At 63.0% G+C, this 25,730-nt stretch carries 25 protein-coding genes; 12 read left to right on the top strand and 13 right to left on the bottom strand.

The features are described 5' to 3' along the window. Positions 1 to 35: 35 nt before the first annotated feature. From ABIE33_RS12360 to ABIE33_RS12350, 3 genes are all read left to right on the top strand, one after another. Complete coding sequence (locus ABIE33_RS12360; protein WP_429125251.1) at positions 36 to 1,148, top strand: hypothetical protein; 1,113 nt, start codon at positions 36 to 38, stop codon at positions 1,146 to 1,148. A gap of 416 nt (positions 1,149 to 1,564) precedes the next feature. Continuing rightward, positions 1,565 to 2,245, top strand: coding sequence for a MerR family transcriptional regulator (locus ABIE33_RS12355; protein WP_429125249.1), 681 nt, complete (start codon positions 1,565 to 1,567; stop codon positions 2,243 to 2,245). 204 nt (positions 2,246 to 2,449) lie between these two features. After that, positions 2,450 to 3,124 carry a hypothetical protein gene (locus ABIE33_RS12350; protein ID WP_429125247.1) on the top strand — a complete coding sequence of 225 codons (675 nt, stop codon included), beginning with the start codon at positions 2,450 to 2,452 and terminating at the stop codon, positions 3,122 to 3,124. Between the two features lie 51 nt (positions 3,125 to 3,175). On the opposite strand, the gene ABIE33_RS12345 is transcribed toward ABIE33_RS12350, so the two are convergent. Together ABIE33_RS12345 and ABIE33_RS12340 are read right to left on the bottom strand one after the other, a co-directional pair. Next, on the bottom strand, positions 3,176 to 4,579 hold the full coding sequence (locus ABIE33_RS12345) for a M20 family metallopeptidase (RefSeq protein WP_429125245.1): 1,404 nt from the start codon (positions 4,577 to 4,579) through the stop codon (positions 3,176 to 3,178). 53 nt (positions 4,580 to 4,632) lie between these two features. Continuing rightward, positions 4,633 to 5,760, bottom strand: a complete 1,128-nt coding sequence (locus ABIE33_RS12340; protein WP_429125554.1) for an ATP-dependent DNA helicase — start codon at positions 5,758 to 5,760, stop codon at positions 4,633 to 4,635. Between the two features lie 397 nt (positions 5,761 to 6,157). Here ABIE33_RS12340 and ABIE33_RS12335 point away from each other — a divergent pair, with 397 nt between their 5' ends. From ABIE33_RS12335 to ABIE33_RS12320, 4 genes are all read left to right on the top strand, one after another. Further along, a complete protein-coding gene (locus ABIE33_RS12335) occupies positions 6,158 to 7,246 on the top strand; it encodes an AbrB family transcriptional regulator (RefSeq protein ID WP_429125243.1) in 1,089 nt (362 codons plus the stop codon). 137 nt (positions 7,247 to 7,383) lie between these two features. Then, a complete protein-coding gene (locus tag ABIE33_RS12330) occupies positions 7,384 to 7,755 on the top strand; it encodes a COG4315 family predicted lipoprotein (RefSeq protein ID WP_429125241.1) in 372 nt (123 codons plus the stop codon). Further along, positions 7,739 to 8,293: an RNA polymerase sigma factor gene (locus ABIE33_RS12325; RefSeq protein ID WP_429125239.1), complete on the top strand. Its 555-nt coding sequence runs from the start codon at positions 7,739 to 7,741 to the stop codon at positions 8,291 to 8,293. Before ABIE33_RS12330 ends, ABIE33_RS12325 begins: the two co-directional genes overlap by 17 nt. Then, positions 8,290 to 9,114: an anti-sigma factor family protein gene (locus ABIE33_RS12320; protein ID WP_429125237.1), complete on the top strand. Its 825-nt coding sequence runs from the start codon at positions 8,290 to 8,292 to the stop codon at positions 9,112 to 9,114. The genes ABIE33_RS12325 and ABIE33_RS12320 overlap by 4 nt, the downstream gene beginning before the upstream one ends. Positions 9,115 to 9,222: 108 nt before the next feature. On the opposite strand, the gene ABIE33_RS12315 is transcribed toward ABIE33_RS12320, so the two are convergent. The 6 genes from ABIE33_RS12315 to ABIE33_RS12290 form a co-directional block, all read right to left on the bottom strand. Beyond that, complete coding sequence (locus ABIE33_RS12315) at positions 9,223 to 9,468, bottom strand: hypothetical protein (RefSeq protein WP_429125235.1); 246 nt, start codon at positions 9,466 to 9,468, stop codon at positions 9,223 to 9,225. A 95-nt stretch (positions 9,469 to 9,563) separates the two neighbouring features. Further along, positions 9,564 to 9,953 (bottom strand): nitrile hydratase accessory protein, encoded by a 390-nt coding sequence (locus tag ABIE33_RS12310; protein ID WP_429125233.1) that lies wholly within the window; start codon positions 9,951 to 9,953, stop codon positions 9,564 to 9,566. After that, the gene (gene nthB / locus ABIE33_RS12305) at positions 9,922 to 10,581 is read right to left on the bottom strand and encodes a nitrile hydratase subunit beta (RefSeq protein ID WP_429125232.1); all 660 of its coding nucleotides are present in this window, start codon (positions 10,579 to 10,581) and stop codon (positions 9,922 to 9,924) included. Before nthB ends, ABIE33_RS12310 begins: the two co-directional genes overlap by 32 nt. After that, the gene (nthA, locus tag ABIE33_RS12300; protein WP_429125231.1) at positions 10,578 to 11,216 is read right to left on the bottom strand and encodes a nitrile hydratase subunit alpha; all 639 of its coding nucleotides are present in this window, start codon (positions 11,214 to 11,216) and stop codon (positions 10,578 to 10,580) included. Before nthA ends, nthB begins: the two co-directional genes overlap by 4 nt. Before the next feature lie 172 nt (positions 11,217 to 11,388). Further along, on the bottom strand, positions 11,389 to 11,982 hold the full coding sequence (locus ABIE33_RS12295; RefSeq protein ID WP_429125228.1) for a LysE family translocator: 594 nt from the start codon (positions 11,980 to 11,982) through the stop codon (positions 11,389 to 11,391). Positions 11,983 to 12,363: 381 nt separating this feature from the next. Continuing rightward, positions 12,364 to 13,275: an MBL fold metallo-hydrolase gene (locus ABIE33_RS12290; protein ID WP_429125225.1), complete on the bottom strand. Its 912-nt coding sequence runs from the start codon at positions 13,273 to 13,275 to the stop codon at positions 12,364 to 12,366. A 122-nt stretch (positions 13,276 to 13,397) separates the two neighbouring features. Between ABIE33_RS12290 and ABIE33_RS12285 the strand changes: the two genes are divergently transcribed. Together ABIE33_RS12285 and ABIE33_RS12280 are read left to right on the top strand one after the other, a co-directional pair. Further along, the gene (locus ABIE33_RS12285) at positions 13,398 to 14,306 is read left to right on the top strand and encodes a LysR family transcriptional regulator (protein ID WP_429125222.1); all 909 of its coding nucleotides are present in this window, start codon (positions 13,398 to 13,400) and stop codon (positions 14,304 to 14,306) included. 128 nt (positions 14,307 to 14,434) lie between these two features. Continuing rightward, positions 14,435 to 15,280 carry an aldo/keto reductase gene (locus tag ABIE33_RS12280; RefSeq protein WP_429125219.1) on the top strand — a complete coding sequence of 282 codons (846 nt, stop codon included), beginning with the start codon at positions 14,435 to 14,437 and terminating at the stop codon, positions 15,278 to 15,280. Between the two features lie 305 nt (positions 15,281 to 15,585). Here ABIE33_RS12280 and ABIE33_RS12275 read toward each other — a convergent pair whose 3' ends face one another. The 3 genes from ABIE33_RS12275 to ABIE33_RS12265 form a co-directional block, all read right to left on the bottom strand. Continuing rightward, a complete protein-coding gene (locus ABIE33_RS12275; RefSeq protein ID WP_429125216.1) occupies positions 15,586 to 16,635 on the bottom strand; it encodes an NADP-dependent oxidoreductase in 1,050 nt (349 codons plus the stop codon). Positions 16,636 to 17,039: 404 nt separating this feature from the next. Next, complete coding sequence (ilvN, locus tag ABIE33_RS12270) at positions 17,040 to 17,612, bottom strand: acetolactate synthase small subunit (RefSeq protein ID WP_429125213.1); 573 nt, start codon at positions 17,610 to 17,612, stop codon at positions 17,040 to 17,042. Positions 17,613 to 17,635: 23 nt separating this feature from the next. Further along, positions 17,636 to 19,414 carry an acetolactate synthase 3 large subunit gene (locus tag ABIE33_RS12265; RefSeq protein ID WP_429125210.1) on the bottom strand — a complete coding sequence of 593 codons (1,779 nt, stop codon included), beginning with the start codon at positions 19,412 to 19,414 and terminating at the stop codon, positions 17,636 to 17,638. 326 nt (positions 19,415 to 19,740) lie between these two features. Here ABIE33_RS12265 and ABIE33_RS12260 point away from each other — a divergent pair, with 326 nt between their 5' ends. Beyond that, the gene (locus tag ABIE33_RS12260) at positions 19,741 to 20,262 is read left to right on the top strand and encodes an ABZJ_00895 family protein (RefSeq protein ID WP_429125207.1); all 522 of its coding nucleotides are present in this window, start codon (positions 19,741 to 19,743) and stop codon (positions 20,260 to 20,262) included. Between the two features lie 192 nt (positions 20,263 to 20,454). Here the strand turns inward: ABIE33_RS12260 and ABIE33_RS12255 are convergent, their stop codons facing one another. Both ABIE33_RS12255 and ABIE33_RS12250 read right to left on the bottom strand, forming a co-directional pair. Then, positions 20,455 to 21,672 (bottom strand): MFS transporter, encoded by a 1,218-nt coding sequence (locus ABIE33_RS12255; RefSeq protein WP_429125204.1) that lies wholly within the window; start codon positions 21,670 to 21,672, stop codon positions 20,455 to 20,457. Positions 21,673 to 21,923: 251 nt separating this feature from the next. Further along, entirely contained in the window at positions 21,924 to 22,457 is a 534-nt protein-coding gene (locus tag ABIE33_RS12250) for an SRPBCC family protein (protein ID WP_429125201.1), read from the bottom strand. A gap of 437 nt (positions 22,458 to 22,894) precedes the next feature. Here ABIE33_RS12250 and ABIE33_RS12245 point away from each other — a divergent pair, with 437 nt between their 5' ends. Together ABIE33_RS12245 and ABIE33_RS12240 are read left to right on the top strand one after the other, a co-directional pair. Then, entirely contained in the window at positions 22,895 to 24,946 is a 2,052-nt protein-coding gene (locus ABIE33_RS12245; RefSeq protein ID WP_429125198.1) for an ATP-binding protein, read from the top strand. A gap of 266 nt (positions 24,947 to 25,212) precedes the next feature. Further along, on the top strand, positions 25,213 to 25,614 hold the full coding sequence (locus ABIE33_RS12240) for a VOC family protein (protein WP_429125195.1): 402 nt from the start codon (positions 25,213 to 25,215) through the stop codon (positions 25,612 to 25,614). Positions 25,615 to 25,730: the final 116 nt, after the last annotated feature.

Here is a 25,730-nt window from a genome sequence, read left to right as displayed (position 1 = left end):
AAGTTTCGCGGCGAATGGACCTGGAGCAACAATTGATGATGACGGTCGAAAGACCCTGCGACGAGACGATACGGCAAAACCTTCGCCGCATCCTCGAGAGCAAGGCTTTCGCGCGTTCCGAACGTCTGCGCGCTTTTCTCGCCTATGTGGTCGAAAAGGAGATGATCGGCGAAGGCCCGCAATTGAAGGGCTATTCGATCGCCATCGATGTCTTCGACCGCCCCCAGGCGTTCAATGCCGACAGCGACCCGCTGGTGCGGGTGCATGCGGGCAAGCTGCGCAAATTGCTCAAGGCCTATTACGAGACCGATGGCGCCGAAGACGAATGGCACCTGCTCATTCCCAAAGGCACCTATGTACCGGAATACTGCCGCCAGCAGATCGATGCGGCCCGCCCCGCCGAGCCGCAGGCCCGCCAGCCGAAACTGGCGCGCAAGCGTCTCCCCGGCCAGAAGACGGCCTGGCCGCCGGCGCCGTTGTCTTCGCCGCTGGCTGTGCTGTCGGTACTGCCGCTTTTGTTGTTTGCGCCACTGCCTTCGCCGGAAATGACGATGGACATCGATGCGCAGGCGAAGCTCTTCAACGGCCGCCATTCGATCGAGCGCGTGCTGCCCTCCGTCAACGTCACCATATCAGGCGACCAGAACGGCGACGTCAAAGCCTTCGCCACCGCCCTCCGCGCCGCCGCCCAGCGCCACAAGACGCTGGCGCGCGCCACCGATGGCGACACCGGACGACCGGTATCGCGCAATGCCGCGCTGTCGTTTTCGCTGGACCTGACCTGGTACGATGCGCCCGCAGCCGGCGTGCGCGTGACTCTCAAACATGACGGCGAAGACGTGCCGTTGCGGCAGGATTTCATCACCCTCGAACGGTTGAAGAGCGAACCGGACCTGCTGTTCGAAAGCATGTCGCTGGCATCCGAATTGTTCTCTCTCGATGGCGAAATCTACACACATGCGAGCGAGGAACAAATCCAGAGCCCGCTGATGGATTGCATGACGGCGACTGCAAAGTACCGGAAGCTCCTGACCCGCGACAGCTTCGAAACGGCATGGTCCTGCCAGCAGAAGCTGGCGCCGTTGCGCGGCGATGAGCCGCTGTTCATCCTCAGTGCAAGCAGCCCGCTGCGGGTCATCGGCCACTGACGGAAGGCCATGCTGCCTGCATCCCAACGGGCGCGCCAGCATGGCTCAAACCAGCAATTCCCCTGCAGTATTAAGCACTATTCATATACGTGATTCGCGTATACGGTGTGGTCATGCGTTGGGAATTGGTGCCTGGTTGCTCGTCAGGCAAGCACAATTGTCAGCAGTAGCCGCGCCTTTGCGCGGTGTGCCCCAGCCGAGCAGCAGGCGCTATCGTCAACGATCGACGGTTGCATTGGAGCGCGGGTCAGTCCCGTTCCGGTCACACCGCGCGGTCGCGGCGGGTTCCCGATGCCTGCGGCATAATTCCGTAAATCGGCAACGATATCGGGATCAATTATGCAGCAAATCGAAGCGTTACGGCCGTCGCCGCGCCCTGAACAGGCGCGCGGGGCCGTCAAACGGGGACCATCGATATGCCGCAAGACTACTGGAAATACGAGGGCGTTCCGGCGGTGCCCGAGCGCGCCGGCTACCTGCCCAAACTGCCGCTTCCCCATCACGATCCCTCAAGCCCGCTTGCAATCGCCGATATGGCCGATGCCTTCGGCGTCACCCACCGCACCCTGCATTTTTATGAGGAGAAGGGCCTGCTGATCGCCGCGCGCATGGGGCCGATGCGGGTCTATGGCCCGGACCATATCCGCCGCATGGCCGTCATCAACGCCTGCCGCGAAATCGACATGCCGATCGCAGCCATCCAGGAGCTGCTCGCGGGTCTTGCCGGCGCCGACGACCAGACGGAGGCTGACCGGCTGTTCAAGGAGGCGCTGTTGTCGCGACGCCGGGAACTGGCGGCGCAACAATCCAACCTGCGACGTCAGATGCAGCGCATCGCCGAACTGCTGGAAAACGAGACGGACCATGGCGAGGCCTCGTCCGACGACGGCGAACATGTGCATCTCTCGCCGATCGAAAGCGAATGCCTGACATTCATGGCCGAAGGCTACCCGGCCTCGCGCATCGCCCGGTTGATGGAGATGGATCTGGCCGCAGCCCTCACTCTCGAGGCCGGCATCGTCCGCAAGTTCAACGCCCACAACCGCTTCCAGGCCATCGCCAAGGCGGTTCTATCAGGCATGATCGCCGCGGAATAACTGGGGCATCACGCTTCGCGCCGGCGCGCTTTTCTCGCCGTCATCCTGCGCTCGTCACGGGGACGAAGCATCGCCGTGTCAAATCTCCCGTAGCCGATAACGCACCCGCTAGGGGGTAATTCTCTCGGGTTCACCGATAATGTGATGTCTTCACCGCCACGCTCATGTTACGAGGCGCTTAAACGACGTAAGTGAGAGACCCCGATGCTTCCCTGGATCCAGGTGGACCGCGCAACCATTCCCGGTGATGGCGACGACTTGCGCTTGAAGCAGCGCGGGAGCGAATTTTCCATCATGCTTGGGTCGACGGAACTGATGAACAGCCGGCTGAGCGGCTCGGAAGAGGCGCTGGCGACGCTGGCTCACGAGCGGATCGCAGGCCGGAAAAACGCCAGCATGCTGATCGGCGGCCTCGGCATGGGGTTTACGTTGCGGGCCGCACTGGGCGCGCTGCCTGATGATGCCCGGGTGGTGGTCGCAGAGCTCGTGCCTGCTGTCGTCGAGTGGGCGCGCGGACCCATGGCGGATCTCCACAAAGGCACGCTCGACGATCCCCGCGTCGATATCCATATCGGCGATGTCGGCGCGCTGATCCGATCGAAGACGGCCGCCTACGATGCCATCCTGCTCGATGTCGACAATGGCCCCGATGGGCTGACCCGCGCTTCCAACGACAGTCTCTATAACCATACAGGTCTTCGTGCCGCTAAAGCTGCGCTCCGCGCCAACGGCGTACTTGCCGTCTGGTCATCCGCGCCGGACAGCGCTTTTACGCGGCGATTGCGTGAGGTCGGCTTCGCCACCGATGAGGTGAACGTGCGTGCCAATGGCAAACGTGGCGGCGCCCGCCATGTCCTTTGGATGGCAACCAAGCGGTAAATCGTCTCCCTAGATCGATTCCGATTTGAGGAATTATGCAGCAGTCAACGCTCAGCCGTTCCTTCCTGCGCTTTGACTGCCGGGGACGCCCGGCTCGCCGAGATCCCAATACAGCCCCGCCATCAGTTCAAGGCCCTCCCGAGCTATGCTGAGAGGAAGATGCTCGTTCGGCGCGTGCTGCGAGCAGCCGGGATAGGAGTGCGGCACCCATATCGTCGGAAGCAGCAGGATGTCGCAGAAGACGTCGTTCGGCAGGGAGCCGCCAAGATTCGGCAGGATCGCCGGTTTCTTGCCCGTCGTGCGAAAGATCGATTCCACCGCCCAACGGACCCATGGATGCTCCGGGTCGAGTCGTGTCGCATAAAAGACTTCGTCGCTTGCTTGTGCAATCTGTACGTTATGAAAACCGTTGCGGTCGAGATGCCGGCGAAGGGCCGGCAGCACGTCCGTCACATCGACGCCGACCACGAAACGCAGCTGGCAGCGCGCCCAGGCCCGTGGAGGAATAGCGCCAACGGGTGTCTTCGGGTTACCTGCCTCGAATGCCAGCACCGTAAATGAACTCCAGGCAAACAGCTTTTCTGCCGATGTTAGTCCGGGCTCGCCCCAGGCCGGATCGATCTTCGGCTCGTCGGCGCTGGTGTCCAAATCGCAGTCCGCCAGTACACGCCGGACACTGTCTGGAATACCCCCCGGAAGCCACTCTGGAATGTGAATCTGGCCTGTCGGCCCGGTAATGCATGCCAGTGCGTGAGCGAGTTGAATAGCCGGATCAGAAAGCAAGCCGCCCCAATTTCCGGAATGGTGCCCGCCCTTGCGCGCATCGATCCAGATATCGAAGCTGATAGCACCGCGCGAGCCGAGGAAAACCGTTGGCCGCCCGGCCGACAGCCGAGGTCCATCCGACGCGATAAGAACATCGGCCTGGAACAGCTTCTTATGGGCCGTGGCAAGTTCACGCAGACCCGGCGATAGCTTCTCCTCGCCCATTTCCATGAGAAATTTGGCGTTGAAGCCAAGCTTGCCACGAGCCTCCAGCACGGCCCGCAATGCACCGATGTTGATCGAATGCTGGCCTTTATTGTCAGCGACGCCGCGTCCGTACCATCTGCCGTGACGCTCGGTCAGTTGCCAGGGCGACAGTCCTTCCTCCCAGCCGTCTTCCAGCCCGCGGATCACGTCACCGTGGCCGTAGCCCAGTACTGTCGTCTGTTCTGGCGCCTCGATGCGCTCGGCAAAAAGGAACGGCCAATCGCGCTCGAACAATGTACGGCAGGTAAAGCCAAGTGCCACAAGGGCTGGCTTGATCTCCGTCTCGATGTAATCGACGAGCACTGGCGCGCGGTCAGGGTTCTGACTTTCGGTCGGCATGCGTACGCGACGTGCCAATTCCTCGAGAAGGGCACCGGAATCAAAATAGGCCTGCGCCCTCGCTACGGCTGCATCGCGGGTCATGCCGCAAAAATAACACCCAGCAAGGGTTTTCGAAACAACGCGCGTGCGAGGCGTCAGCGAACGATCGTCAGGCGCTCGGCTGCGCGAGTGATCGCGGTATAGAGCCAGCGCTCGCGGGTGTCGCGGAAGGCCCAGCTCTCGTCGAACAGCACGACGTTGTTCCACTGCGAACCCTGCGCCTTGTGCACCGTCAGCGCATAGCCGAAGTCGAACTCGTCGTAGCGCTTGCGCGTCGACCAGGGAATTTCGCCCTCGACCTCTTCGAAGGCCGCCTTCAACAGCTTGATCTTGGCGGCGCCGCGGTCCATGTCGTCGTCTTCCGGGCGGATCATCAGGTTGATGCCGGGCTTCACCGTTTCCTTCGACGAGCTCATGACCTGCCAGAGCGAGCCGTTGAGCAGGCCCTTGGCCGGATCGTTGCGCAGGCACACCAGCTTGTCGCCGGACTGCGGATATTCGCTGGTAAAGCCCTTGAGTTCGCGAAGCCGCTGGTTGTAGCGCCGCCGGGTCTTGTTGGTTCCGACGAGAACCTGATCGGCCTCCAGCACCAGTTCCTGGTTGACCTGCCCGCGCCCGATCACCTGGGTGGTGCCGTAGTCGCCATGCATGATCTCGTTGCCTTCGCGCACCTGCATCGCCAGCCGGATGATCGGGTTGTCGCGCGCCTGGCGATGGATGTCGGTCAAAAGGTAGTCCGGATCCTGGTTGGTGAAATAGCCGCCGCCCGTGACCGGCGGCAGCTGGCCGGGGTCGCCCAGAACCAGGATCGGCGTGCCGAAGCTCATCAGGTCCTTGCCGAGCGCCTCATCGACCATCGAGCATTCGTCGACGATGATCAGCGCCGCCTTGGCGACCGGGCTTTGCCGGTTGATGGAAAACATCGGCGCGATCGAGGTTTTGCCGGTTTCCTCGTCGGAAACCTCCTCCTCGCCGCGCGGCCGGTAGATCAGCGAGTGGATGGTCTTGGCGTTGCTGGCACCCTTGGAGCGCAGCACCTGGGCCGCCTTGCCGGTAAAGGCGGCAAACAGCACGTCACCATCCACGTGCTCGGCGAAATGGCGCGCAAGCGTCGTCTTCCCCGTGCCGGCATAACCGAACAGCCGGAAGAGCGGCGACCGGCCCTCTTTCAGCCATTGCGAAACGGCCTTGAGGGCCTCGTCCTGTTGCGGAGCAAATTGCATGACCCGAAGTGTCAGGATTCGGGGTGCACAAGCAAGCCCGGATTTCCAACCGGCCGGCTGCGACGGCCACCCATCACCCGAGCCGACAACGAACGCCATGGTGAAATCCGCATCAGATCAAGACGATATCGCCGATCTGCCGAGTGCCAGGTTGCACGACGCCGCTTCGCGATGGCGCAAACCACTGCGCCTCTCAGCCAGCCGCTTCGGCCTCGCGCCCTCCTCTGTGGCACATTCTGGCCCTGGTGCCTGCCTGCCGCTTGAATGCCCGGCCGCAATGCTGCTAACGAGCGGTTGCGCGGCGACGAACCGATCTCCGGATGGGACACAGCCGGCGCGAAACTGATCAGGCGGGCGCGAATGCGCAAGCCGCCTGAGGCAATGCCGGAGAATGCCCTTGAAGCCCGACCAGCCCGCCACGCCCTCCTCTTCGGCACCTGTCGCCATCGGCCGCCTTGCGCCGACGCTGCAATGGCTGCTTCTGACGCTGGTCTCCGTGGTCTTTACGGTGGTCCTCGAACTGATCGGCATTCCCGCCGGTCTTCTGATGGGGCCGATGCTGGCGGCCGTGCTCTTCGGCATGAACGGCTGCACCATTCGCCTGCCCAAGCAATTGTTCTTCTGCGTGCAGTTCATTCTTGCAATGATGATCGCCGGCGCGATGACGCCCGGCATGCTCGGCACCTTTTCCGGCAACTGGCCGCTGTTCCTCGGCGTCATCCTCTCCGTCATCGCCGTCAGCACGCTCTGCGGCTGGGTGATCACGCGCATGCGCATCCTGCCGGGCACGACGGCGATCTGGGGCTCGTCGGCAGGCGCCGCCTCCACCATGCTGTTGATGGCGGATGCCTATGGCGCCGATGCGCGGCTGGTCGCCTTCATGCAATATCTGCGCGTCATCTTCGTTGCCAGCACCGCCACCATGGTCGCCCATCTCTGGGTGACCGGCACGGAGGCTGAAACTGCCATCGTCTGGTTCGAGCCGGTCTCAGCACTGCCGTTCCTGGCAACGCTTGCCGTCGGGCTCGGTGCTGCCTTTGCCGGCCGGATGCTGCGGGTGCCGGCCGGCGCCTTCCTGATGCCATTCCTCGTCGGCGCTGTGCTCAATGTCAGCGGCGTCATGACCACCGAGCTGCCGCAATGGCTGCTGGCGCTCTGTTACGCCCTGCTCGGCTGGAACATCGGCCTTGGCTTCACCCGCTCGATCCTCGCCCATGCGCGCCGCGCACTGGTGCCGACGGTGATCTCGATCGTCGTCTTGATCTCATTTTCCGGCCTGCTTGCCCTGCTGCTCATCAAGGTTGCCGACATCGATCCGCTGACGGCCTATCTCGCCACCAGCCCGGGCGGGCTCGATTCGATCGCGGTGATCGCCGCTTCGAGCAATGTCGACCTCTCCTTCGTCATGGCGCTGCAGAGCGCCCGCCTGATGATCATCACCATGATCGGCCCGGCGCTCGCCCGCTTCGTCGCCGACCGCGCCTGAGCGCTTTCGCGCCCGCGCGTGAGAAATTCGCCGCGATGCAACAAGGCCGGGAATAAATCCTGCCCTCCTCGTGTCTCATGTCAGGACCCGCGCGCTTGCGCGTTCCGTTAGAAACACCTTGAGGAAGGAAAGCTCCCATGAGAACGTTACCGCTCGCTATTGCCATTTCCCTTGTCGCCGGCGCGGCCTTTGCGGCACCTCCGGTCAAGACGGTCGAAACGGCGAAGGGCAATGTGCTCGCCGCCGCCAACGGTATGACGCTTTACACCTACAAGGACGACCACGGCGGCGTTTCCAGTTGCTATGACGCCTGTGCGAAGAACTGGCCGCCGTTCATGGTCGAAGGTGATGCAAAGGCTGAAGGAGCCTTTACGATCGTCGAGCGCAAGGACGGCACCAAGCAATGGGCCAAGGACGGCATGCCGCTGTATTTCTGGATCAAGGACAAGAAGATGGGTGACATTACCGGAGACGGCGTGAAGGGCGAATGGGATGTCGTCAAGCCGTGATGGCGTAAATACGGATGCGGGGGTGCAAAGCCCCGCATCCGACCGGTTCGAGGAGGACGTGCTGGCGCTGATGCCGGCGCTCCGGCGCTATTCGCGCAGCCTCGTGCGCTCGGATCCTGATGGAGAAGATCTGCTGCAGGATTGTGTCGAGAAGGTTCTGGCGCGCCGCGCCCAGTGGCGCGGGGTCAACCTGCGCGCCTGGGCCTTCACGATCATGACCAATCTCAGCCGCAACCGGCACCGACACACGGCCCTGCACCCGCAGGTCGAGCTCGACGACGGTCTCGGCCTCCAGGCGGAAACCCATGAGAGCGATCCTCTTGAGCGCTCGCGGCTGGAACGCGCGCTCAACGGCCTTTCGGCGGAAAACCGCTCGGTGCTGATGCTCGTCGTGATCGAGGGATACCGATACCAGGATGTGGCGGACATGCTGGCCATTCCGATCGGCACGGTGATGTCGCGCCTCTCGCGGGCGCGTCACCAGCTTGCTGAAGCGATGAAGGACGACAACGTGATCAGCATGCGGAGACCGAAATGACGGACGAATTGAGCACCGTCTCCGAAGACGATCTGCACGCCTATGCCGACGGCTTCCTGAGCGAGGCGGACCGGGCACGGGTCGAGCAATGGCTCGAGCGCCACACCGCGCGCGCCGAGGAGGTCCGCCAATGGCAGGGCCAGGCAACCGAACTCCGCGCCATGTTTTCGAGCTATGCCCGCAGCGACGAGCGCGACCGGGCGCTGTTATCAGGCACAAGTGGCAGAGATGCAGCCGCGTCGGGTGATCGCTGGACTTTGCGCCTTGGCCGCCGCATTGCCGCCGGCGTCCTGCTTTTTGCCGCCGGAGCCCTCACCGGGCTTTATGCCCCGCATATCTTCGCCCCCGAGCGCTCCGAGCAGGTTGCCCAGGTGACTGAGAGCCTGCCGCGGCAGGCGCAATCAGCCTTTCTGATCTATGCAAGCGAGGTGCGCCACGCGGTCGAGGTCGGGCCGGACCAGCAGACCCACCTTGCCACCTGGCTCGGCAAGCGGCTCGATCACCCGCTCAACATCCCCGACCTTTCGAAGCTCGGTTTTTCGCTCGTCGGCGGCAGGCTGTTGCCGGTCAACGGCAAGGCCGGCGCGCTGTTCATGTATGAGGATCCAAGCGGCCAGCGGCTGACCGTGCTTCTCGGCCGCAACCCAGACAACCGCGAAACCAGCTTCCGCATCGACAGCAGCGGCGGCGTCGAAACCTTCTACTGGATCGACGGCTCGATCGGCTACGCCGTCACCGGCGAGGTGCCGCGCGAACTTCTGCAGCAGGTCGCCGACGAATGCTACCGCCAGTTTGAGAATGCAGGAGAGGTGAAGAGTTGATGACGCCGGGAACGACCGTTGTTTGGCACAGAGTATTGTTCGAACCCACGCATCTCCACGTTTTCTGCCTATTCCGTTGACGATCGAAAGCGAACGTATGCAGCAGTATCAATCATCGTCATCGCGGTCACGGAGCCATTCGCGAGCGCGGCCGCGCTGCCAATCGTCGCGGAACACCTGACGGCGAACGTAGCGTTGGCAATAACCGTCTTCACAATAAGTCTCAACGATCCGCTCGCGCACAACGCCGTTGTTGGACGAACTGTTCGAGCTGCTATTCGAGGATTGGCTGCCAGCCTGAGCCACGCTGGCCGTCATCGCCGCAATAGCAAACAGGACAAGCTTCATACGCATCGTTCTCTCCTTCGGTAGCCATCACCCTCCGCCATCCAGCCTGAACTGTCGATGAACGAAGCGGCACCAGGATGGTCCGCGCGGCGCTGCTGCACCTATCGCAGCGGATCGTTCTCAATCACGATCGAATGCCCGTGCGGCGTCGCCTCGGCGGCGCGCTGCCAGCTCTTCGTCAGGGTCTCCAGCCGTCCGCTGGAGGTGATCGAAAGCTCGGTGACGAGCCGCGACAGTGCCGCCACCCAGCAATCGAAATAGTCGCTGGCATCCGCCTTGCGGCCGGGCTTGTAGAGTTCGGCCGAAAGCGCCTCGGCCCACTCGTTCCAGGAAAAGACGCCCTTTTCGTGCAGCCGCACGGTCATTGCGAAGGCGGAGGCCTGCCACGGCTCGGCAAAGACCGGATCGCCTTCTGGCGATTTCGGCAGCTCGGCGGAGGCGGCAAGCGGCGATGTCGTCCTACAGGTGCTCAAGATAGCTCTCCCAGGCATCGATCGACACCGTCAACGTCGGGTCGGCGCCCTCGCCCCAGATCTCAGCCCCGTCAAACACCACGGTATAGAGCCACTGCGCGCTCTCACCGCGGCCATGGGCATTGTCATCGGGGAAGACGAAGGAGCCCTGCACCGCCTCGATCGTGCCGACCTTGGCGCGCGCATAGCGCGGCAGCCGCGTATGGGTCGTCGGATTGAAATTTTTGGTGCGCACCTCTTCGCCGACGACGAAGCGCGGGCGCGTTTCGACCGGCCGGTCGCAAGGGCCGCCCTTGGCAAGCACGGCCGGCACCATGTCGGCCTTCAGCACGCGCTTGGGCTCGGCTCCTTTTTCGAGCATATGACCGCCGTCGAGCTCTGCCTGGGTCACGAAGCCGTGGCGCTTCAGCAGCGTCTCCAGCGCCCGCGTCCAGATCTCGTAATAGCTCGCGGAGAGATAGGTTGCCGGCGGCAGGCATTCGCGCGCATGCCGGCTTTCGTCGATCGTCCAGGCGCCGAAAGCGCCGCAGGAGAGTGTTACGCCGAGCGCCCGCTTTTCCCATTCGGCGTGAAAATAGGGCTCGTTCGGCTCGGGCGCGACCGGCCCCATTCCATGCTGCCCGCCGAGATCGTGCGGCCCGTTCATCGCAGCGCCTCCGGCGAAAGAGCAAGACCGGTGCCGATCATCGAGTCGCGGGTCACGAGTTCGACAAGCTCTACCTCATTGAGACCATCTGCCCCCGCCGGCCGCTCCGGCACCACGAGATAGCGCAGCTCCGCCGTCGAATCCCAGACGCGGATGCGCTTGTCCTCGGAAAGCGTCAGCCCGAATTCAGCAAGAACGCCGCGCGGGTCGATGACCGCACGCGAGCGATAGGGCGGCGCCTTGTACCAGACCGGCGGCAGGCCGAGCACCGACCAGGGATAACAGGAGCAGAGCGTGCAGACGACGAGGTTATGAGTGTCGGCAGTGTTGAACACGGCGCGCATGTGCTCGCCCTGTCGGCCGGTATAGCCGAGGCTGGCGATCGCCGCGGTCGCGTCCCGCTTCAGCCAGTCGGAAAATTCGGCATCGGTCCAGGCCTTGGCGACGACGCGGGCGCCGTTGCGCGGACCGATCTTCGTCTCATAGGTCTCCACGATGGCATCGATCGCCGCTGGATCGATCAACCCCTTTTCCGTCAGCACGGTCTCCAGCGCCTTCACCCGCGCTTCCATGTCAGTGAAATGGTTGTCGTGGTGATGGTCGTGATCATTGTGGTCGTGGTCGTGCGCAGACATTCCGTGGCTCCTCTGCCGGAAACGTCATTACGGCGCCGCGCATCCAACAACACGCACCCAGCCCGCCGTAACACATCAAACTTGCTGTGTAATTTCGCTCCCTAGCCGACATCGGGCCAAGGAATTTCTCAATAGTCCTACCGCATTACCGGCAAGACCGGAATCGATTTCGTCACTTCAGCATCGGCCACAGGCTGACCACGAGCAGTACCGCCATGGTGATGTTGAACCATTTCAGCCGCGATGGCTCCGACAGCCATTGCCTGAGCGCCGAGCCGAACCCGGCCCAGGTGGAGACGCTCGGCACGTTGACCAGCGCAAAGACGAGGCCGACGACAAGCACGCTGACGACATAGCTCTCGCCGCCGGTATAGGTCGCCATTGCCGAGACGGCCATGACCCAGGCCTTGGGATTGACCCACTGGAAGGCCGCCGCCTGCAGAAAGGTCATCGGCACGGCGCCGGCCTTGCCTTCGCTAAGCGAGCGCGAGGTGCCGATCTTCCAGGCGATCCAGACGAGATAGGCGCCGCCGGCAAATTTCAGGACGGTGTAGAGCAACGGCACCGAATGTAAGAGCGCACCGAGGCCGAGGCCGACGGCGATCAGCAGTGAAAAGAAGCCGGCGCCGATGCCGAGCATATGCGGGATGGTGCGCACGAAGCCGAAGTTCACGCCCGAGGCAAAGAGCATCATATTGTTCGGGCCCGGCGTGATCGACGTCGTGAATGCGAACAGAAACAACGCCAGGAGCGTATCGGCCTGCATGGTCTTCCTCCACTTGAATTAGGTCAACATAGCTGACCTAACTCCCGCAACCAGCCCGGAATTGTCACGGTGACAACATCAAACGATCATCCGGTGATAGGACCAAACGGGAAGAGAGTCGAGGCCGGCACGACAGCGGCAGTGGCCGTCGATGGCAAGGCGTCCCACGACGCCACCCCCATGCTTGCCGGTTGGCGAGGGGCAGGATTTTCCGCCTGCCCCGCCACGAGCCAATCGTCTCAACGCGCTTAGAGCATTTCCAGGAAAAGTGCGAAGCGGTTTTCCGTCAGCAAAATGCGTAGAAACAACCGATAGAGCGTTTTCGCGACTCCATCCAAACCGGAAACGCGCCGGCATTCCGAGAGAGCTTCGCGCCCCCGATCAACCCCATTTCATCTCGCCCTTGGCCACCTTGGCGCCAAGTTCGAGCGAGGAACCGTCGGCAAGATCCGGATAGAGCCTGGTCATCGCGGCGATCAGTTCGGCACTGTCCCTTGCTTCGGCTTCCGCCTCGTTGAAGGCAATGAGATAGTCACGGGTAAACAGGATCGCCTCGACGCCCTCCGGCCCGCCCTCGCCCTTATGCGCCGGCACAACGATGGCAGGCTTAAGCGCGGCCATGGCGTCGAGTGCTTCGATCCATTTCTTCCGGCCTTGCGCTGTCGGTTCGTCGGCCACCCAGACATGCGCGCCGGAGTAGACCAGCACACCGCCGAAGATAGCGTTGAGATCAGGCACATGCACGTAGCGTCGATCCTTCAGGCCTTCGATCGTGACGATGTCGATGCTGCTGCCTCCGAGCGTCAGCGACGAAAGTTCTGACGCTTCGGGGATCACGACATCGGCAAGCATCTTCGGTCCGTTGTCGCCGAGCTGCGGGCTCCAGGTATCGAGCTTGGTCTGGACATTGGCGTTGATCGCCGCGACGGTTGCGGGCGCCGCCAGCACCTTGGCATCCGGGAACGCCTCGACGATCGGCCGGAGGCTGAAATAGAAGTCCGGATCGCTGCAGCTGACGAAGATCGTCGTCAGCGTCTTGCCGGTCGCCTTGATCGCCTCGGCAACCGCCTTGCCGTCCGAAAGCGTGAAGCCGCCATCGAGCAGGATTGCCTCCTTCTCGCCGGTCAGAAGCACCGGCGTGCGGCGGAAGCCGGCCTCGGCGGCCTGGAAATATCTCCATTCGAGCGTCGATGCGGCATAGCTCACAAGGCTGCCCGCCGGCTGCAACAGGGCAACCGCGCCAGCGGCCATTGCCGTTTTCAGTGCGGCGCGCCGCGTCATCTGGATTTGCATGGGGTCTCCTTCATCAGGGCCAATTGTCGATGGCGCGACAATGCCGGCCGAAACCCTCTTGAAAAAGCCGGTCGCCTTGAACAGATTGTCTGATCCTTTCAGACAATCACGGAAAAAACCGAGTGACCGTCAACCTAAACCGCCTTTCGCATTTCGTTGCCGTCGTCGAGGCGGGGTCGTTTACCGCCGCTGCGGAAAAGCTCGGGCTTGCCAAGGCTGCCGTCAGCCATCAGGTCGCACAGCTCGAAAAAGAGCTCGGCACCACCCTTCTGATCCGCACGACGCGCAGACTGCGGCCGACGGATAGCGGCCTGAGATTTTACGAACGCTGCGTGCTGATCCTGCGTGACGCCGACGAGGCGGTCGGCGCCGTCTCGGAGGAAGCGGAAATTCCAAGCGGCACGCTGACGCTGACCGCGCCGCTCGACTATGGCATGCGTGTCGTCGTCGACGCGGTCGCCGCCTATGTCGCGCGCTACCCCGCCGTGCAGGTGAAGCTGTCGTTCAACGATATCGTCTTCGACATGATCGAGAAGCGGCTGGATATCGCCATCCGCGCCGGCTGGCTGGTCGATTCCAGCGAGCGGGCACGGCGCATCGGCACGTTCGAGCAATATCTCGTGGCATCGCCGGCCTACGCCGCCCGCCTCGGTACGATCGCGCATCTGCAGGAGCTGTCACAGGCCAGCTGGATCGCCAATGGCGCGCTCAAGGCGCCACTTAACTGGACGTTTTCCCATGCTGGCGGCGAACAGGCGCCCATCGTCGGCAGCAGCGTCGTTGCCGTCGACAGCACGGACGCGGCCTATTGCTGCGCCCTTGCCGGCATCGGCGTTGCCGTGCTGCCGGATTATCAGGTGCGCACCGAGCTTGCCGAGGGCCGGCTCGTTCGTGTCCTTGCCGACTGGTCGCTGCCTTCTGGCGGCATTCACGTGGTCTACCCGCCATCGCATTATCGCCCCGCCCGTGTGCGCGCCTTCGTCGACATCCTGCAGAAGCTGGAAAAGGAGCGCCGGCGGTCGACCGCCTGACGTGGTTTTGGCTTTACCTGCAAATGATATCTCGAAAGGCCGAGCGATTGCGCTAGATTGCCACGCGAGAACGGACGGCGCGCACCCCGGGCCAGATCCGGCACCGCGTCCGAAAACGAGGAAACCGAATGCACGATCCGATCCCGACCACCACGCTCATCGACGGCCGCAGCGTGCCGGTTCTCGGCCAGGGCACCTGGCGCATGGGCGATGAGCGTTCGCGCGCCGAAGAGGAAGTAAAGAGCCTGCAGGCCGGCCTCGATCTCGGCATGACTTTGATCGACACCGCCGAAATGTACGGCAATGGCGCCTCCGAGACGATCGTCGGCCAGGCGGTCAAGGGTCGGCGCGACGAGGCCTTCATCGTCAGCAAGGTGCTGCCGTCGAACGCCAGCCGCAATGGAACCGAGGCCGCCTGCGAGCGCAGCCTGAAGCATCTCGGCATCGACCATATCGATCTCTACCTGCTGCACTGGCGCGGCGGCTATCCGCTCGCCGAGACCGTGGCCGCCTTCGAGGCCCTGAAGAAGGCCGGCAAGATCGGCGCCTGGGGCGTTTCCAACTTCGATGTCGACGACATGGAGGAATTGCTGGGGGTTCCAGGCGGCAAGAACGTCGCCGCCAACCAGGTGCTCTACAATCTCTCGCGTCGCGGCATCGAATATGATCTCCTGCCCTGGTGCCAGAAGCGCGGCGTCGCCGTCATGGCCTATTCGCCGCTCGACGAGGGCCGGCTCCTGCGCAGTGCCGATCTCGTCCACATCGCCAAGGCGCATCAGGCAACCCCGGCACAGATCGCGCTCGCCTTCCTCAAAACCCGCCCGGGCGTGATCTCGATCCCCAAGACCGGCTCGGCCACACGCGCCCGCGAAAACCGCGACGCGATGGACATCCACCTGACCGCCGAAAACCTCGCCGCTCTCGACAACGCCTTCCCGCCACCGAAGCGCAAAACGTCGCTGGAGATGATTTGAGGGCTCTGCCTTCGCCGCCAAAACGGCCCCTCATCCGGCCTGCCGGCCACCTTCTCCCCGCCGGCGGGGAGAAGGAAACGCATGGCGACCGCCCGGCGAACATGCACCGTTCGCGACCGGCGGTCATGCCGTTCGTCACCGCAAAATCAACACGTGCTCCTGCGGCGGCATGTTTCGCCTCCGCGAACGTCAGCGGCACATTCAGCGCCAACGTCCCCTCTCCCCGCCTGCGGGGAGAGGGTTAGGGTGAGGGGGCAGCCAGGGGCGCAAAGCCCGCGAGAATCCCCCCTCTTGCGGGCTGCCGTTCACTGCGGCGGCGCCGGTGCGGCTGAGGGACTTCCGATCTCCACCACCACCTTGCCCTTGGCGCGGCCGGATTCCAGGTAGGCAAAGGCTTCGGCAACATCATCGAGCGGAAACACACGGTCGATGACCGGCCTGATCGCTTTTGCCTCGATGAGATCGGCAAGCTCGGCAAGCTCGATACCGCTCGGATGCATGAAAAGGTAGCGGTAGGAGACGTCATGTTTCCTGGCAACTGCGCGTATCCGGTAGGACGCAAGCCAGAAAAGCGTCCTCAAGAACACGCCGCGGCCGAGATCCTTGCGCGCCGTTTCCGGCTCGGGCATGCCCGCTATTGAGACCACCTTTGCACCGCGCTTGACGACACTGAATGACTTCATGAGCGTTTCGCCGCCAAGCAGATCGAAGACGCCGTCCATGTCGCGCAACTGGTCCTCAAACCTTTCTGTCGTGTAGTCGATCACCACGTCGGCGCCGAGCTCTTCGACAAGCGCGCGGCCACGGGGCGATGCCGTGGTCGTAACCTCTGCGCCCAGCCATTTCGCCAGTTGAATGGCGAAAGTGCCGACGCCCCCGGCTCCCCCGGGAATGAAGATCCTGCTGCCTTGGCCCACATCAAGTTCGTCGCGCAGTGCCTGCAGCGCGGTGAGACCGGCGAGAGGCACGCCGGCTGCCGTGCGGAAGTCGACTGATGCGGGCATCTTCGCCAGAAACGTTTCGGGCACGACCGCATATTCGGCCAAGCCGCCCATGGCTTCCTTCGGCATACGCGCAAAGACACGCTCTCCCGGCTTGAAGGAGGTGACGTCGTTTCCCAACTCCTCGACGACACCCGCAACTTCGCTGCCCATGACGATCGGCAACGGATATCGCTGGACGACCTTGAGCATCCCTTCCCGCGTCTTGTAGTCAACGGGATTGAGACCTGCCGCATGCACCCGGACGAGCACTTCGCCGCGTGCCGGTCGCGGACGCGGCACTTCGCGCAGCTGCGCAGCGTCGGGACCGCCATAGCGCGTCAGAACCAATGCCTGCATCGTCGTGGAGTTCATCCGGCACCTGATATCGTTCCGCCTCTAGGACATTCATCGGCGAGAAATGCAGCCGAAGTCAACGCAACGAATGGTGTCGACGGCTTCCATCAGGGTTTCGCCTGCCCCTCATCCGGCCTGCCGGCCACCTTCTCCCCGCTGGCGGGGAGAAGGAAACGCGTGGCAGCCGCCCAGTGCAAACGCACCGTTTGCGACTGAGGTCACGTGGGCCGTGACGGTGGATCGCAACGCCCCTTGGGTCACAGGTTCTGAAGAATTTTCCGAGAGCGGGCAAATGGATGAGGCACACTCAGTGCCAGCGCCCCCTCTCCCCGCCTGCGGGGAGAGGGCTGGGGTGAGGGGCAATCCCGCCCTAAGCCAAGCGCGCGCAGAGCGCGAGGCTAGCCACCCTCACCGCGCGGAAATCACATGCCCTGCGGCCCCCGGTTCATCGCAGCGATGCCGGTGCGGCAGACTTCGATGAGGCCGAGCGGCTTCATGATGGCGATGAACTGTTCGATCTTCGAGGACTTGCCGGTGATCTCGAACACGAAGTGATCGATGTTGGCGTCGATGACCGAAGCGCGGAAGGCGTCGGCCAGTCGCAGCGCCTCGACGCGATGATCGCCCGAGCCATGCACCTTGACGAGCGCCAGTTCGCGCTCGACCGGGCGGTCATGGCCGAGCGCGCCGGCGCGCACGGTGAGATCGACGACGCGGTGAACCGGAACCAGCCGCTCGAGCTGGTTCTTGATCTGGTCGAGCACGTGCGGCGTGCCGCGCGTGACGATGGTGATGCGCGAGAGATGTGCCTCATGTTCCGTTTCCGAAACGGTCAGGCTCTCGATGTTGTAGCCGCGGCCGGAGAACAGACCGATGACCCGGGCGAGCACGCCCGGCTCGTTGTCGACGAGAACCGAAAGCGTGTGCGTTTCGGCGACTTCGGTTTCCTTGGCGATGAAATAGGCGGAACCGGTCGGTTGAAGGTGTGCGCTCATTTTAGTTGTTTCCTGTCCCTATCTCAAACCAGCTGGCGGCCCTTGGCGTCGATCGCGTTGGCGACCGCTTCGTCCGTGGCTTCGTCCGGCAACAGCATCTCGTTGTGCGCCTTGCCCGATGGGATCATCGGGAAGCAGTTGGCGAGATTGGCAACGCGGCAATCGAAGATGACGGGTGCCGGCGTGTCGATCATGCGGCGGATCGCATCGTCGAGTTCGCCCGGCTTGTCGCAGCGGATGCCGACGCCGCCATAGGCTTCCGCCAGCTTGACGAAATCAGGCATCGCCTCGGTGTAGGAGTGCGACAGGCGGTTGCCGTGGAGCAGCTGTTGCCACTGGCGCACCATGCCCATGTACTGGTTGTTGAGGATGAAGATCTTGACCGGCAGGCCGTACTGGACCGCGCAGGACATTTCCTGGATGCACATCTGGATCGAGGCATCGCCGGCAATGTCGATGACGAGGCTGTCGGGATGGGCGACCTGGACGCCGATGGCGGCCGGGAAACCGTAACCCATGGTGCCGAGTCCACCCGAGGTCATCCAGCGGTTCGGCTGTTCGAAGCCGAAGAACTGGGCCGCCCACATCTGGTGCTGGCCGACCTCGGTGGTGATGTAGGTGTCGCGGCCCTTGCTCAATTCATAGAGCCGCTGGATGGCGTATTGCGGCATGATGACGTCGTCGTTGGCCGCATAGGCCAGCGAGTTGCGCGCCCGCCACTTGACGATGCCTTCCCACCAGTCGGCCAGCCGTGTCTTGTCGTCGGCCTTCTTGGCCGCGCGCCACAACCGGACCATGTCTTCCAGAACCGAGCCGACATCGCCGAGGATCGGCACGTCGACGCGAACGTTCTTGTTGATCGACGACGGATCGATGTCGATGTGGATCTTCTTGGAGTTGGGCGAAAACGCATTGAGGCGGCCGGTGATGCGGTCGTCGAAACGCGCGCCGATGCAGATCATGACGTCGCAGTCATGCATCGCCATGTTGGCTTCGTAGGTGCCGTGCATGCCCAGCATGCCGAGCCAGTTCTTGCCGGAAGCCGGATAGGCGCCGAGCCCCATCAGTGTCGAGGTGATCGGGAAATCGGTGAGCTCGACCAGTTCGCGCAGCAGATGCGAGGCCCCAGGGCCGGAATTGACGACGCCGCCGCCGGAATAGATGATCGGACGGCGGGCCGTCTTCATCAACTCGACCGCTTCCTCGATCTTCTTCAGGTCGCCCTGCGTCTTCGGCTGGTAACTCGTCTGAGCCGGAACGGCAGACGGCGGCGTGTAGGTGCCGGTCGCAAACTGCACGTCCTTCGGGATGTCGACGACAACGGGACCCGGGCGGCCGGACTGGGCGATGCGGAAGGCCTCATGGATGACACGGGCGAGATCGTTGACGTCGCGGACCAGCCAGTTGTGCTTGGTGCAAGGCCGGGTGATGCCGATCGTGTCGCATTCCTGGAAGGCGTCCGAGCCGATCAGCGAGGTCGGGACCTGGCCGGAGATGCAGACGAGCGGGATGGAATCCATCAGCGCGTCCTGCAGCGGGGTGACGGCGTTGGTCGCGCCGGGACCGGAGGTAACCAGCATGACGCCGACCTTGCCGGTGGAGCGGGCATACCCTTCGGCCATGTGGCCGGCGCCCTGCTCGTGGCGAACGAGGATGTGCTGGATATCTTCCTGCTGGTGAATTTCGTCGTAGATCGGAAGCACGGCGCCACCGGGATAGCCGAAGATATGCTCGACGCCGTTGTCCTTCAGTGCCTGGAGAACAATCTCCGCGCCTGTCATCTGGTTCTCTGTACCGCTCATTGACTTGCTTCCATCCCTTTTCCCAGTTGGGTGCTTAGCTTGTTTGAAGGCATAAAAAAAGGCCCCGTCAGGAGCCTCGTTCAGCGCATGGGTGGCTACCGCCGGATGGTTACACCATCCTGCCCATGCGCCGTCCCACCACAAGAATAACCGCAAAATTTGTCATGGGACGATTTGTTAAACGCAAAAGCCGGGAGCGTCAACGGCTTTTCGGGAAAGCTTTTTGCCGCCGCCGCGGCATGCCGCTTCTCAGCCCCTCAGATTATTGCAAGTCATGCGATAGCTATGCCATGAAAGGCTACAACCACTCGTACACGGAATTGCGGATGCCCCCGACAGCGTCTTTGACGCCCTATTATCGTTATTTCGCCCTCGTCTGCGTCGCCACGACCCTGGCGTTGATGGCCGGGCTGATCGCCTACGAAACCTACGTAGGCCCGCTCGCCAAGGGCATCGAATATGGCCTCTGGGTAGTGCAGATAATGCTCCCCTCGTCCCTCACGGCCAGCCGGTTCGTGCAGGCGCATCGCCGAAGCCCGACCGACGAAGAGAAGAAGAAGCTCTCCCGCGTCTCCTTCGGCCTGACCATCATAGTCGGTGTGTTGCCGTCGCTTGCAATAGCCGGCTGGTTCTACGCAATGGCGTTTGTTGTCGCCGACCCGGCCTATCAACTCTACTACTACGTCTACCGGCAACAGGCTGTTTCGATGTTTACGTCCTTGGGCCTGGGGTTCTGGATCCTGATTGTAGGCCTGCTGGTGTTCACCCTTTCGGCCTCCTATCTGATGATCCGCGGGCAGTATGGGCGCATGGCCGAGAAGATGGCTGCGCGACTATCGCCGCCCTGACGAACATCCGAGCCGGATAACAGGAGCTGCGCAAGATTTGGTGCCGGCGCCCCTCTCCACCTGCGTACAAATGCGCGAAACCACTTGTTGAATCCCCGGCACGAACATGGAGGACCGTTGTGCCGGGGTTTTGCGTTGCTGAACATGATCTTCATTCCTCGATCCGTGCCCGAGAGCACGATCGATCGGCGATCATTGCGCCGGTGCGGGCACCGGCACGGTTTTGGGGAATGGCCTGAAGGTCGAAGCGATCAGGAACGCGCCGATACCGATGCCCCAGGCACCGATATAGAGCCAGGCGTAGCTGGCGAAGGCGTCATAGATCAAGCCACCGGCCAATGGTCCGGTCGCCATGCCAAGGCTTCCTGCCATGGCCGTGCCGCCAATCACCGTGCCCATCATCCGCTGCGGAAAATTCTCACGCGCCAGCACCGCATAAAGCGGCATGACACCCGCATAGATGAAGCCGAACAGTGCCGCCACCGCATAGAACGCCCCCAGCTCGCTGACGAAGACATAGGCAAGCGCCCCGAATGCCTGGATGAGCAATCCCAGAACCAGAATACGCTTGGCTCCGAACCGGTCCCCGAGCAAGCCGAAGGCGACGCGGCCGCCCATGCCCGCGAGCCCTTCGACGCTATAGATCGAAACGGCGGCTATCATCGGGATGCCGCAGGTGACCGCGTAGCTCACCGTATGGAAGATCGGCCCCGAATGGGTGGCGCAGCAGAAGAAGTTCGTCATGAGAAGCACGATGAATTGCGGGGACCGCACGGCCTGGCCGACCGACATCGACGATTGCGGCCCGCTATCCGTTGCCGAAGCGGTGTTTTCATTGTCCTGAACCGGCGGGCTACGCACCAGCAGCGTCGTCGGTATCATGACCGCAGCAACGATTACCGCGATGATCTGCAGCGCCGTTCTCCAATCGTAAATGGAGACGAGCCATGCCGCCAGGGGTGACATGGTCATCGGCGCCATGCCCATGCCGGCAGAAACCAGGGATACCGCCAGGCTGCGATGAGTATCGAACCAGCCGGTGACACAGGCCATCATCGGCGCGAAGATCGCGGCGGTCGCCGCGCCGACGAGAAGGCCGAAGACGATCTGAAACTCGATGAGCGATGTCGCCCGGCTTGCCAGAAGCAAGCTGCCGGCAAGAACAACCGATCCGATCAGCACGATCATCCGAGCTCCCAGCCGGTCCGACAGGCTGCCCCAGGCGATACTTGCCACCGCCATGGAAACAAAGCCAATGGTCATTGCACTGGAGACGCCGGTGACGGACCAGCCGGTATCCTGCGAGATCGGCCGAAGAAACACCGGCAGCGAAAACATGGCGCCGATGGCGATGCAGCCCAACAGGCCGCCCGCTGCGACGATCACCCAGCGATAGTGCGGATTATGCATGTGGTATCTCCTCATACCTCATCTCCACTGCTGTTCTTCAAGCGGCCCGGCCAGCGCCCGCCCGGAGGGAACCTCCGTGCGAAGCGCACACACCGTCCCCTCGGCACAAGGACGCTTCCGGGCTCGGACATCCGACTCGTCGTCGCACTTTTTTTGCCCGAACAGATTTCGGGAGCACAGCTGGCGTGCGGCATCGGGCTCTGGGAGCGAGAAGCCCCGGCAGCGCCGCACGCCCTGTTTTGACCGGCCGCTCAGGCAGGCAGCCGTTGGTCGTAGTCCTTCATCAGGCGGCTCCAGCCATCCCAGAAAGGTTGCGGCTCCCTGCCGTTGGCACGAGCAGCCAGAATGTCGAGATGCATGTGCCAGCCGGCACCGAACATCAGCATGGTGGCGCGGTCGGCAATGCTGCGATGGGTCACGGTCAGCAGCACCTTGTTGCCGACCGTCTCCAGCTCGAAGGATACGTCGCCGCTGCCGGCCCAGCTGATGGAAATTTTTCGCGGCGGATCGAGTTCGGTGATCTGGCTCTGCATCCGGTCCTCTTCGGGAAAGCCGGCCGGACGCTCGCCGGGTGGATTGCTGAGTTCGTCATTGCGCCAGACGAGTTCGACCGGCGCCCCAACCTTCATTTCCATCCGGCCTGACGCCAACCACTGCTTGCGCAGGTCGCTTTCGGTCAGATAGGCCCAGACCCGCTCGATCGGCCCAGGCAGAAGCCGCGTCAGCTTCAACGTATCCGGTTCACTCAGCACGCCATAGTCGTCGAGGGTCGCAAGGTCGTTCATCAGTCGTCTCCTTCTTGGGTTTGTCCGGTCGGGAAAGGCCGGGCGAGGTTCGATCCGGGCAGAGTTGGTCCGTCCACGGCCGGTCGGGCCGTGGCATTCTGCTGATGGATGCACGCGCTGGCTCAGCGCCCTCTCGAGCTTGTCGAGACGGTCGGTCCAGAAGCGTTCGTGAGCATTCGGCAGGTGGTCGGGGTGAAAGACGAACATCATCTCAGGCACCTATAATTCAACCATTTGGTTGAATGTACGCTCGCACAAACAAATAATCAACCGTTTGGTTGAATGATTATCCGAAGCCAAGAACGAACGGTGTGCCCTTTCCGCTCCGCACACCGGGGCTGGATCGGCGGCCCCTCCCCACCTGCCGTGCAAATGCGCGAAACCACTTGTTAAATCCCCGGCGCTAACATGAAGGACAGTTGTGCCGGGGTTTTGCGTTGCTGAACAATGATCTTCATTCCTCGATCCGTGCCGGAGAGCAGGATCGCCGCGACGGCTTGAAGCGAGGCAACCGCTTTCTCGGGCGCGTCGTCGCCTGCAGCGGATCGCGCGCTACCATTGCTGCCGTCGCGGAACAGGGCGAAACGTCGCTGACGGAACTCTGGTCGGTCGGCCGGCTGATCTCGATCACGGTCGGGAAAAACCGCGTGGTCGCCCTCGTCTATTCCATGCAGACTGCCAGCAGCGAATGGGGCGAAGACGCCAACAACACCTTCCGCATCGAGGTCGAACTGATGGGCGAAGTCCATGTCGGCCCTGATGGACGCGAGGAATTTTCCGCCGGCATCAGCCAGTATCCCTACCTCGGCGCCGTCGCCCATCGCATTCGCGCCGCCGATCTGGCCCGCATCTACGATTCCGGCCAGGACGATTGCTGCATCATCGGCAAGCTGACCCAGGACGACAGCCTCGATGCGACGATCCACGTGCCGTCGATGCTGTCCAAGCATTTCGCCATCGTCGGCACGACAGGCGTCGGCAAGTCGACCGCCGTGACGCTGCTGCTCAACAAGGCGATTGCCGCCGATCCGAAGCTGCGCGTGCTGATCCTCGACCCGCACAACGAATTCGCCGCCGCCTTCCCGGAACTTGCGGTGGTCATCGACCCCGACACGCTTGACCTGCCCTTCTGGTTCTTCCGGCTGGAGGAGTTCGCCGAGGTCATTTTCCGCGGCCGTCCAGCCGTACCCGAAGAACTCGACATCCTGCGCGACGTCATTCCCGACGCCAAGAAAGCCTTCAAGGGCAGCGGCGAATCCGGCCTCGTACGCCGCCAGACGGAAAAAAGCTCGATCACCGCCGACACGCCGGTGCCCTATCGCATCGCCGACCTGCTGGCGCTGATCGACGAGCGCATCGGCCGGCTCGAAGGACGAAACGAAAAGCCGCACCTGCGTTCGCTCAAGGTCAGGATCGTCTCGGCGATCAACGACCCGCGCTACCACTTCATGTTCTCGTCGAACACGATCTCCGACACCATCCAGGACACGATCGCAAAGGTCTTCCGCATTCCCGGCGACGGCCGGCCGATCGCTACATTCCAGCTCGCCGGGATCCCCTCGGAAGTCGTCAATTCGGTCGCCTCAGTGCTTTGCCGCATGGCGTTCGAAATCGGCCTTTGGAGCAATGGCGCCATCCACATGCTGGTCGTCTGCGAGGAGGCCCACCGCTATGTGCCCGCCGACCCGTCGCTCGGCTTCCTGCCGACGCGCCAGGCGATTGCCCGCATTGCCAAGGAAGGCCGCAAATACGGGGTCTCTCTCGGCATCATCACCCAGCGTCCGGGCGAACTCGATCCGACGATCCTGTCGCAGTGCTCGACGGTCTTTGCCATGCGGCTGGCCAATGACCGCGACCAGGACATCATCCGCTCGGCCATTCCCAACTCGTCGATCTCGACCACCAGCTTCATCTCGTCGATCGGCAACGGCGAAGCCATTGCCTTCGGCGAGGCGGTCGCCGTGCCGATGCGAATGCGCTTTACCCGCGTCAACGAGGAGCGGCTGCCCCGCGCCCACGGAATCACCGACCGGATCGACGAGGACGCGCCGCCGACCGTCGACATCCGCTCGATCGTCAACCGCATGCGGGCGATCACCGGCCCGAACATCTCGAATTTTCAGCAGAGCTATCTGGCGGCCGCCACCACCGGTGACCAGGAAGAGCGGCTCTGGGCTGCAGAACTTGGGCCCGAGGCCGCCGACGAACCGGCGCCTACCGGCTTCGACGACGAAGACGTTGCGGAGATCGAGCCCTATCGCCCCGATATGCTGCCGCGCGCGCCCGAGCCCAGCAATCCGCAGCTCGAGCGTTTCAACCAGATCCGCCAGCAGCTTCTGACCGACACACCGGAGCCGACGGAGGGCTATCGCCCGCCGCCACCGGCCGATCCCTATCAAGCCCGCCCCGTCACCGAACCGCGACGCGAAGGCTCGCTGCGCGACAGCCTGCTCAAGCGGCCGCTCGGCAGCATCATCCGCAAGCCCTGAGACGCAGGTGCGCCTCGTCAGGCTTCGGCTCGCACCGGCCCTCGAGGCGTCTTCACCCTCCCCGCCGGACAACCGCAGATCGGACAGAGACTTGCGCCCCCCGCCGCGTGCGGCAAAACTGCGCTCGCATTCACGCCAGCAAAGAGACCGGCGCGGCAAACGAGCTGGAACCGTAGGGCCGGCATCCCCGTTCTCCAGTGCGGATATCAGGCGACATAAAGCACCGCCGCGGCGCGCGGTCGAAGCATTCGACGCAGGAGGCAGACATGGTAGCAGCCGTCACCCCTTTCCTGATGTTCCAGGGCAGCAACAAGGCCGAGACCGCGATGGCGCTCTACGTCTCGCTGTTTCCCGACGCCGAGATCCTGTCGATCGAGCGTTATGGTCCAGACGAACAGGGCGCCGAAGGCAGCGTCAAGGTGGCAGCCTTTCGCCTTGCCGGCCAGATCGTGAAGTGCATCGACAGTCCGGTCCGGCACGCCTTCGATTTCACCCCGTCCTTCTCCTTCTTCATCGATTGCGACAGCGAGGAAGAGCTCACCCGTCTTTCCACCGCTCTTGCCGAGGACGGAGAGACATTGATGCCACCAGGCGACTACGGATTCAGCCGGCGTTTCACCTGGATCAACGATCGCTTCGGCGTCTCCTGGCAGATCAACCTGCCCTGAACCGCCTGCCCGTAATTTTCCCCTGCTTTATTGCAGTTGCTAAAGTCGCATCACACCGCCAGACTGCCCGCACGCTAGAGTCGCGACCGGGCACAGCCCAGGCGTGCAGCGGAAAG

It is taken from the genome of Ensifer sp. 4252 (assembly GCF_050434565.1).
Classification (GTDB): Bacteria; Pseudomonadota; Alphaproteobacteria; order Rhizobiales; family Rhizobiaceae; genus Ensifer.
The sequence above is the reverse complement of the archived record's forward strand: the minus strand, read 5'-3'. Positions and strand labels throughout refer to the sequence as shown.

Coding starts and splice junctions, on each gene's coding strand:
- ABIE33_RS12360 (WP_429125251.1), top strand. CDS start 36: ATGATGACGGTCGAAAGACCCTGCGACGAGACGATACGGCAAAACCTT.
- ABIE33_RS12280 (WP_429125219.1), top strand. CDS start 14,435: ATGCACGATCCGATCCCGACCACCACGCTCATCGACGGCCGCAGCGTG.
- ABIE33_RS12355 (WP_429125249.1), top strand. CDS start 1,565: ATGCCGCAAGACTACTGGAAATACGAGGGCGTTCCGGCGGTGCCCGAG.
- ABIE33_RS12275 (WP_429125216.1), bottom strand. CDS start 16,635: ATGAACTCCACGACGATGCAGGCATTGGTTCTGACGCGCTATGGCGGT.
- ABIE33_RS12250 (WP_429125201.1), bottom strand. CDS start 22,457: ATGAACGACCTTGCGACCCTCGACGACTATGGCGTGCTGAGTGAACCG.
- ABIE33_RS12325 (WP_429125239.1), top strand. CDS start 7,739: ATGTCGTCAAGCCGTGATGGCGTAAATACGGATGCGGGGGTGCAAAGC.
- nthB (WP_429125232.1), bottom strand. CDS start 10,581: ATGAACGGGCCGCACGATCTCGGCGGGCAGCATGGAATGGGGCCGGTC.
- ABIE33_RS12315 (WP_429125235.1), bottom strand. CDS start 9,468: ATGCGTATGAAGCTTGTCCTGTTTGCTATTGCGGCGATGACGGCCAGC.
- ABIE33_RS12320 (WP_429125237.1), top strand. CDS start 8,290: ATGACGGACGAATTGAGCACCGTCTCCGAAGACGATCTGCACGCCTAT.
- ilvN (WP_429125213.1), bottom strand. CDS start 17,612: ATGAGCGCACACCTTCAACCGACCGGTTCCGCCTATTTCATCGCCAAG.
- ABIE33_RS12295 (WP_429125228.1), bottom strand. CDS start 11,982: ATGCAGGCCGATACGCTCCTGGCGTTGTTTCTGTTCGCATTCACGACG.
- ABIE33_RS12260 (WP_429125207.1), top strand. CDS start 19,741: ATGCCCCCGACAGCGTCTTTGACGCCCTATTATCGTTATTTCGCCCTC.
- ABIE33_RS12330 (WP_429125241.1), top strand. CDS start 7,384: ATGAGAACGTTACCGCTCGCTATTGCCATTTCCCTTGTCGCCGGCGCG.
- ABIE33_RS12255 (WP_429125204.1), bottom strand. CDS start 21,672: ATGCATAATCCGCACTATCGCTGGGTGATCGTCGCAGCGGGCGGCCTG.
- nthA (WP_429125231.1), bottom strand. CDS start 11,216: ATGTCTGCGCACGACCACGACCACAATGATCACGACCATCACCACGAC.
- ABIE33_RS12290 (WP_429125225.1), bottom strand. CDS start 13,275: ATGCAAATCCAGATGACGCGGCGCGCCGCACTGAAAACGGCAATGGCC.
- ABIE33_RS12310 (WP_429125233.1), bottom strand. CDS start 9,953: ATGCCTGGGAGAGCTATCTTGAGCACCTGTAGGACGACATCGCCGCTT.
- ABIE33_RS12265 (WP_429125210.1), bottom strand. CDS start 19,414: ATGAGCGGTACAGAGAACCAGATGACAGGCGCGGAGATTGTTCTCCAG.
- ABIE33_RS12350 (WP_429125247.1), top strand. CDS start 2,450: ATGCTTCCCTGGATCCAGGTGGACCGCGCAACCATTCCCGGTGATGGC.
- ABIE33_RS12345 (WP_429125245.1), bottom strand. CDS start 4,579: ATGACCCGCGATGCAGCCGTAGCGAGGGCGCAGGCCTATTTTGATTCC.
- ABIE33_RS12340 (WP_429125554.1), bottom strand. CDS start 5,760: ATGCAATTTGCTCCGCAACAGGACGAGGCCCTCAAGGCCGTTTCGCAA.
- ABIE33_RS12240 (WP_429125195.1), top strand. CDS start 25,213: ATGGTAGCAGCCGTCACCCCTTTCCTGATGTTCCAGGGCAGCAACAAG.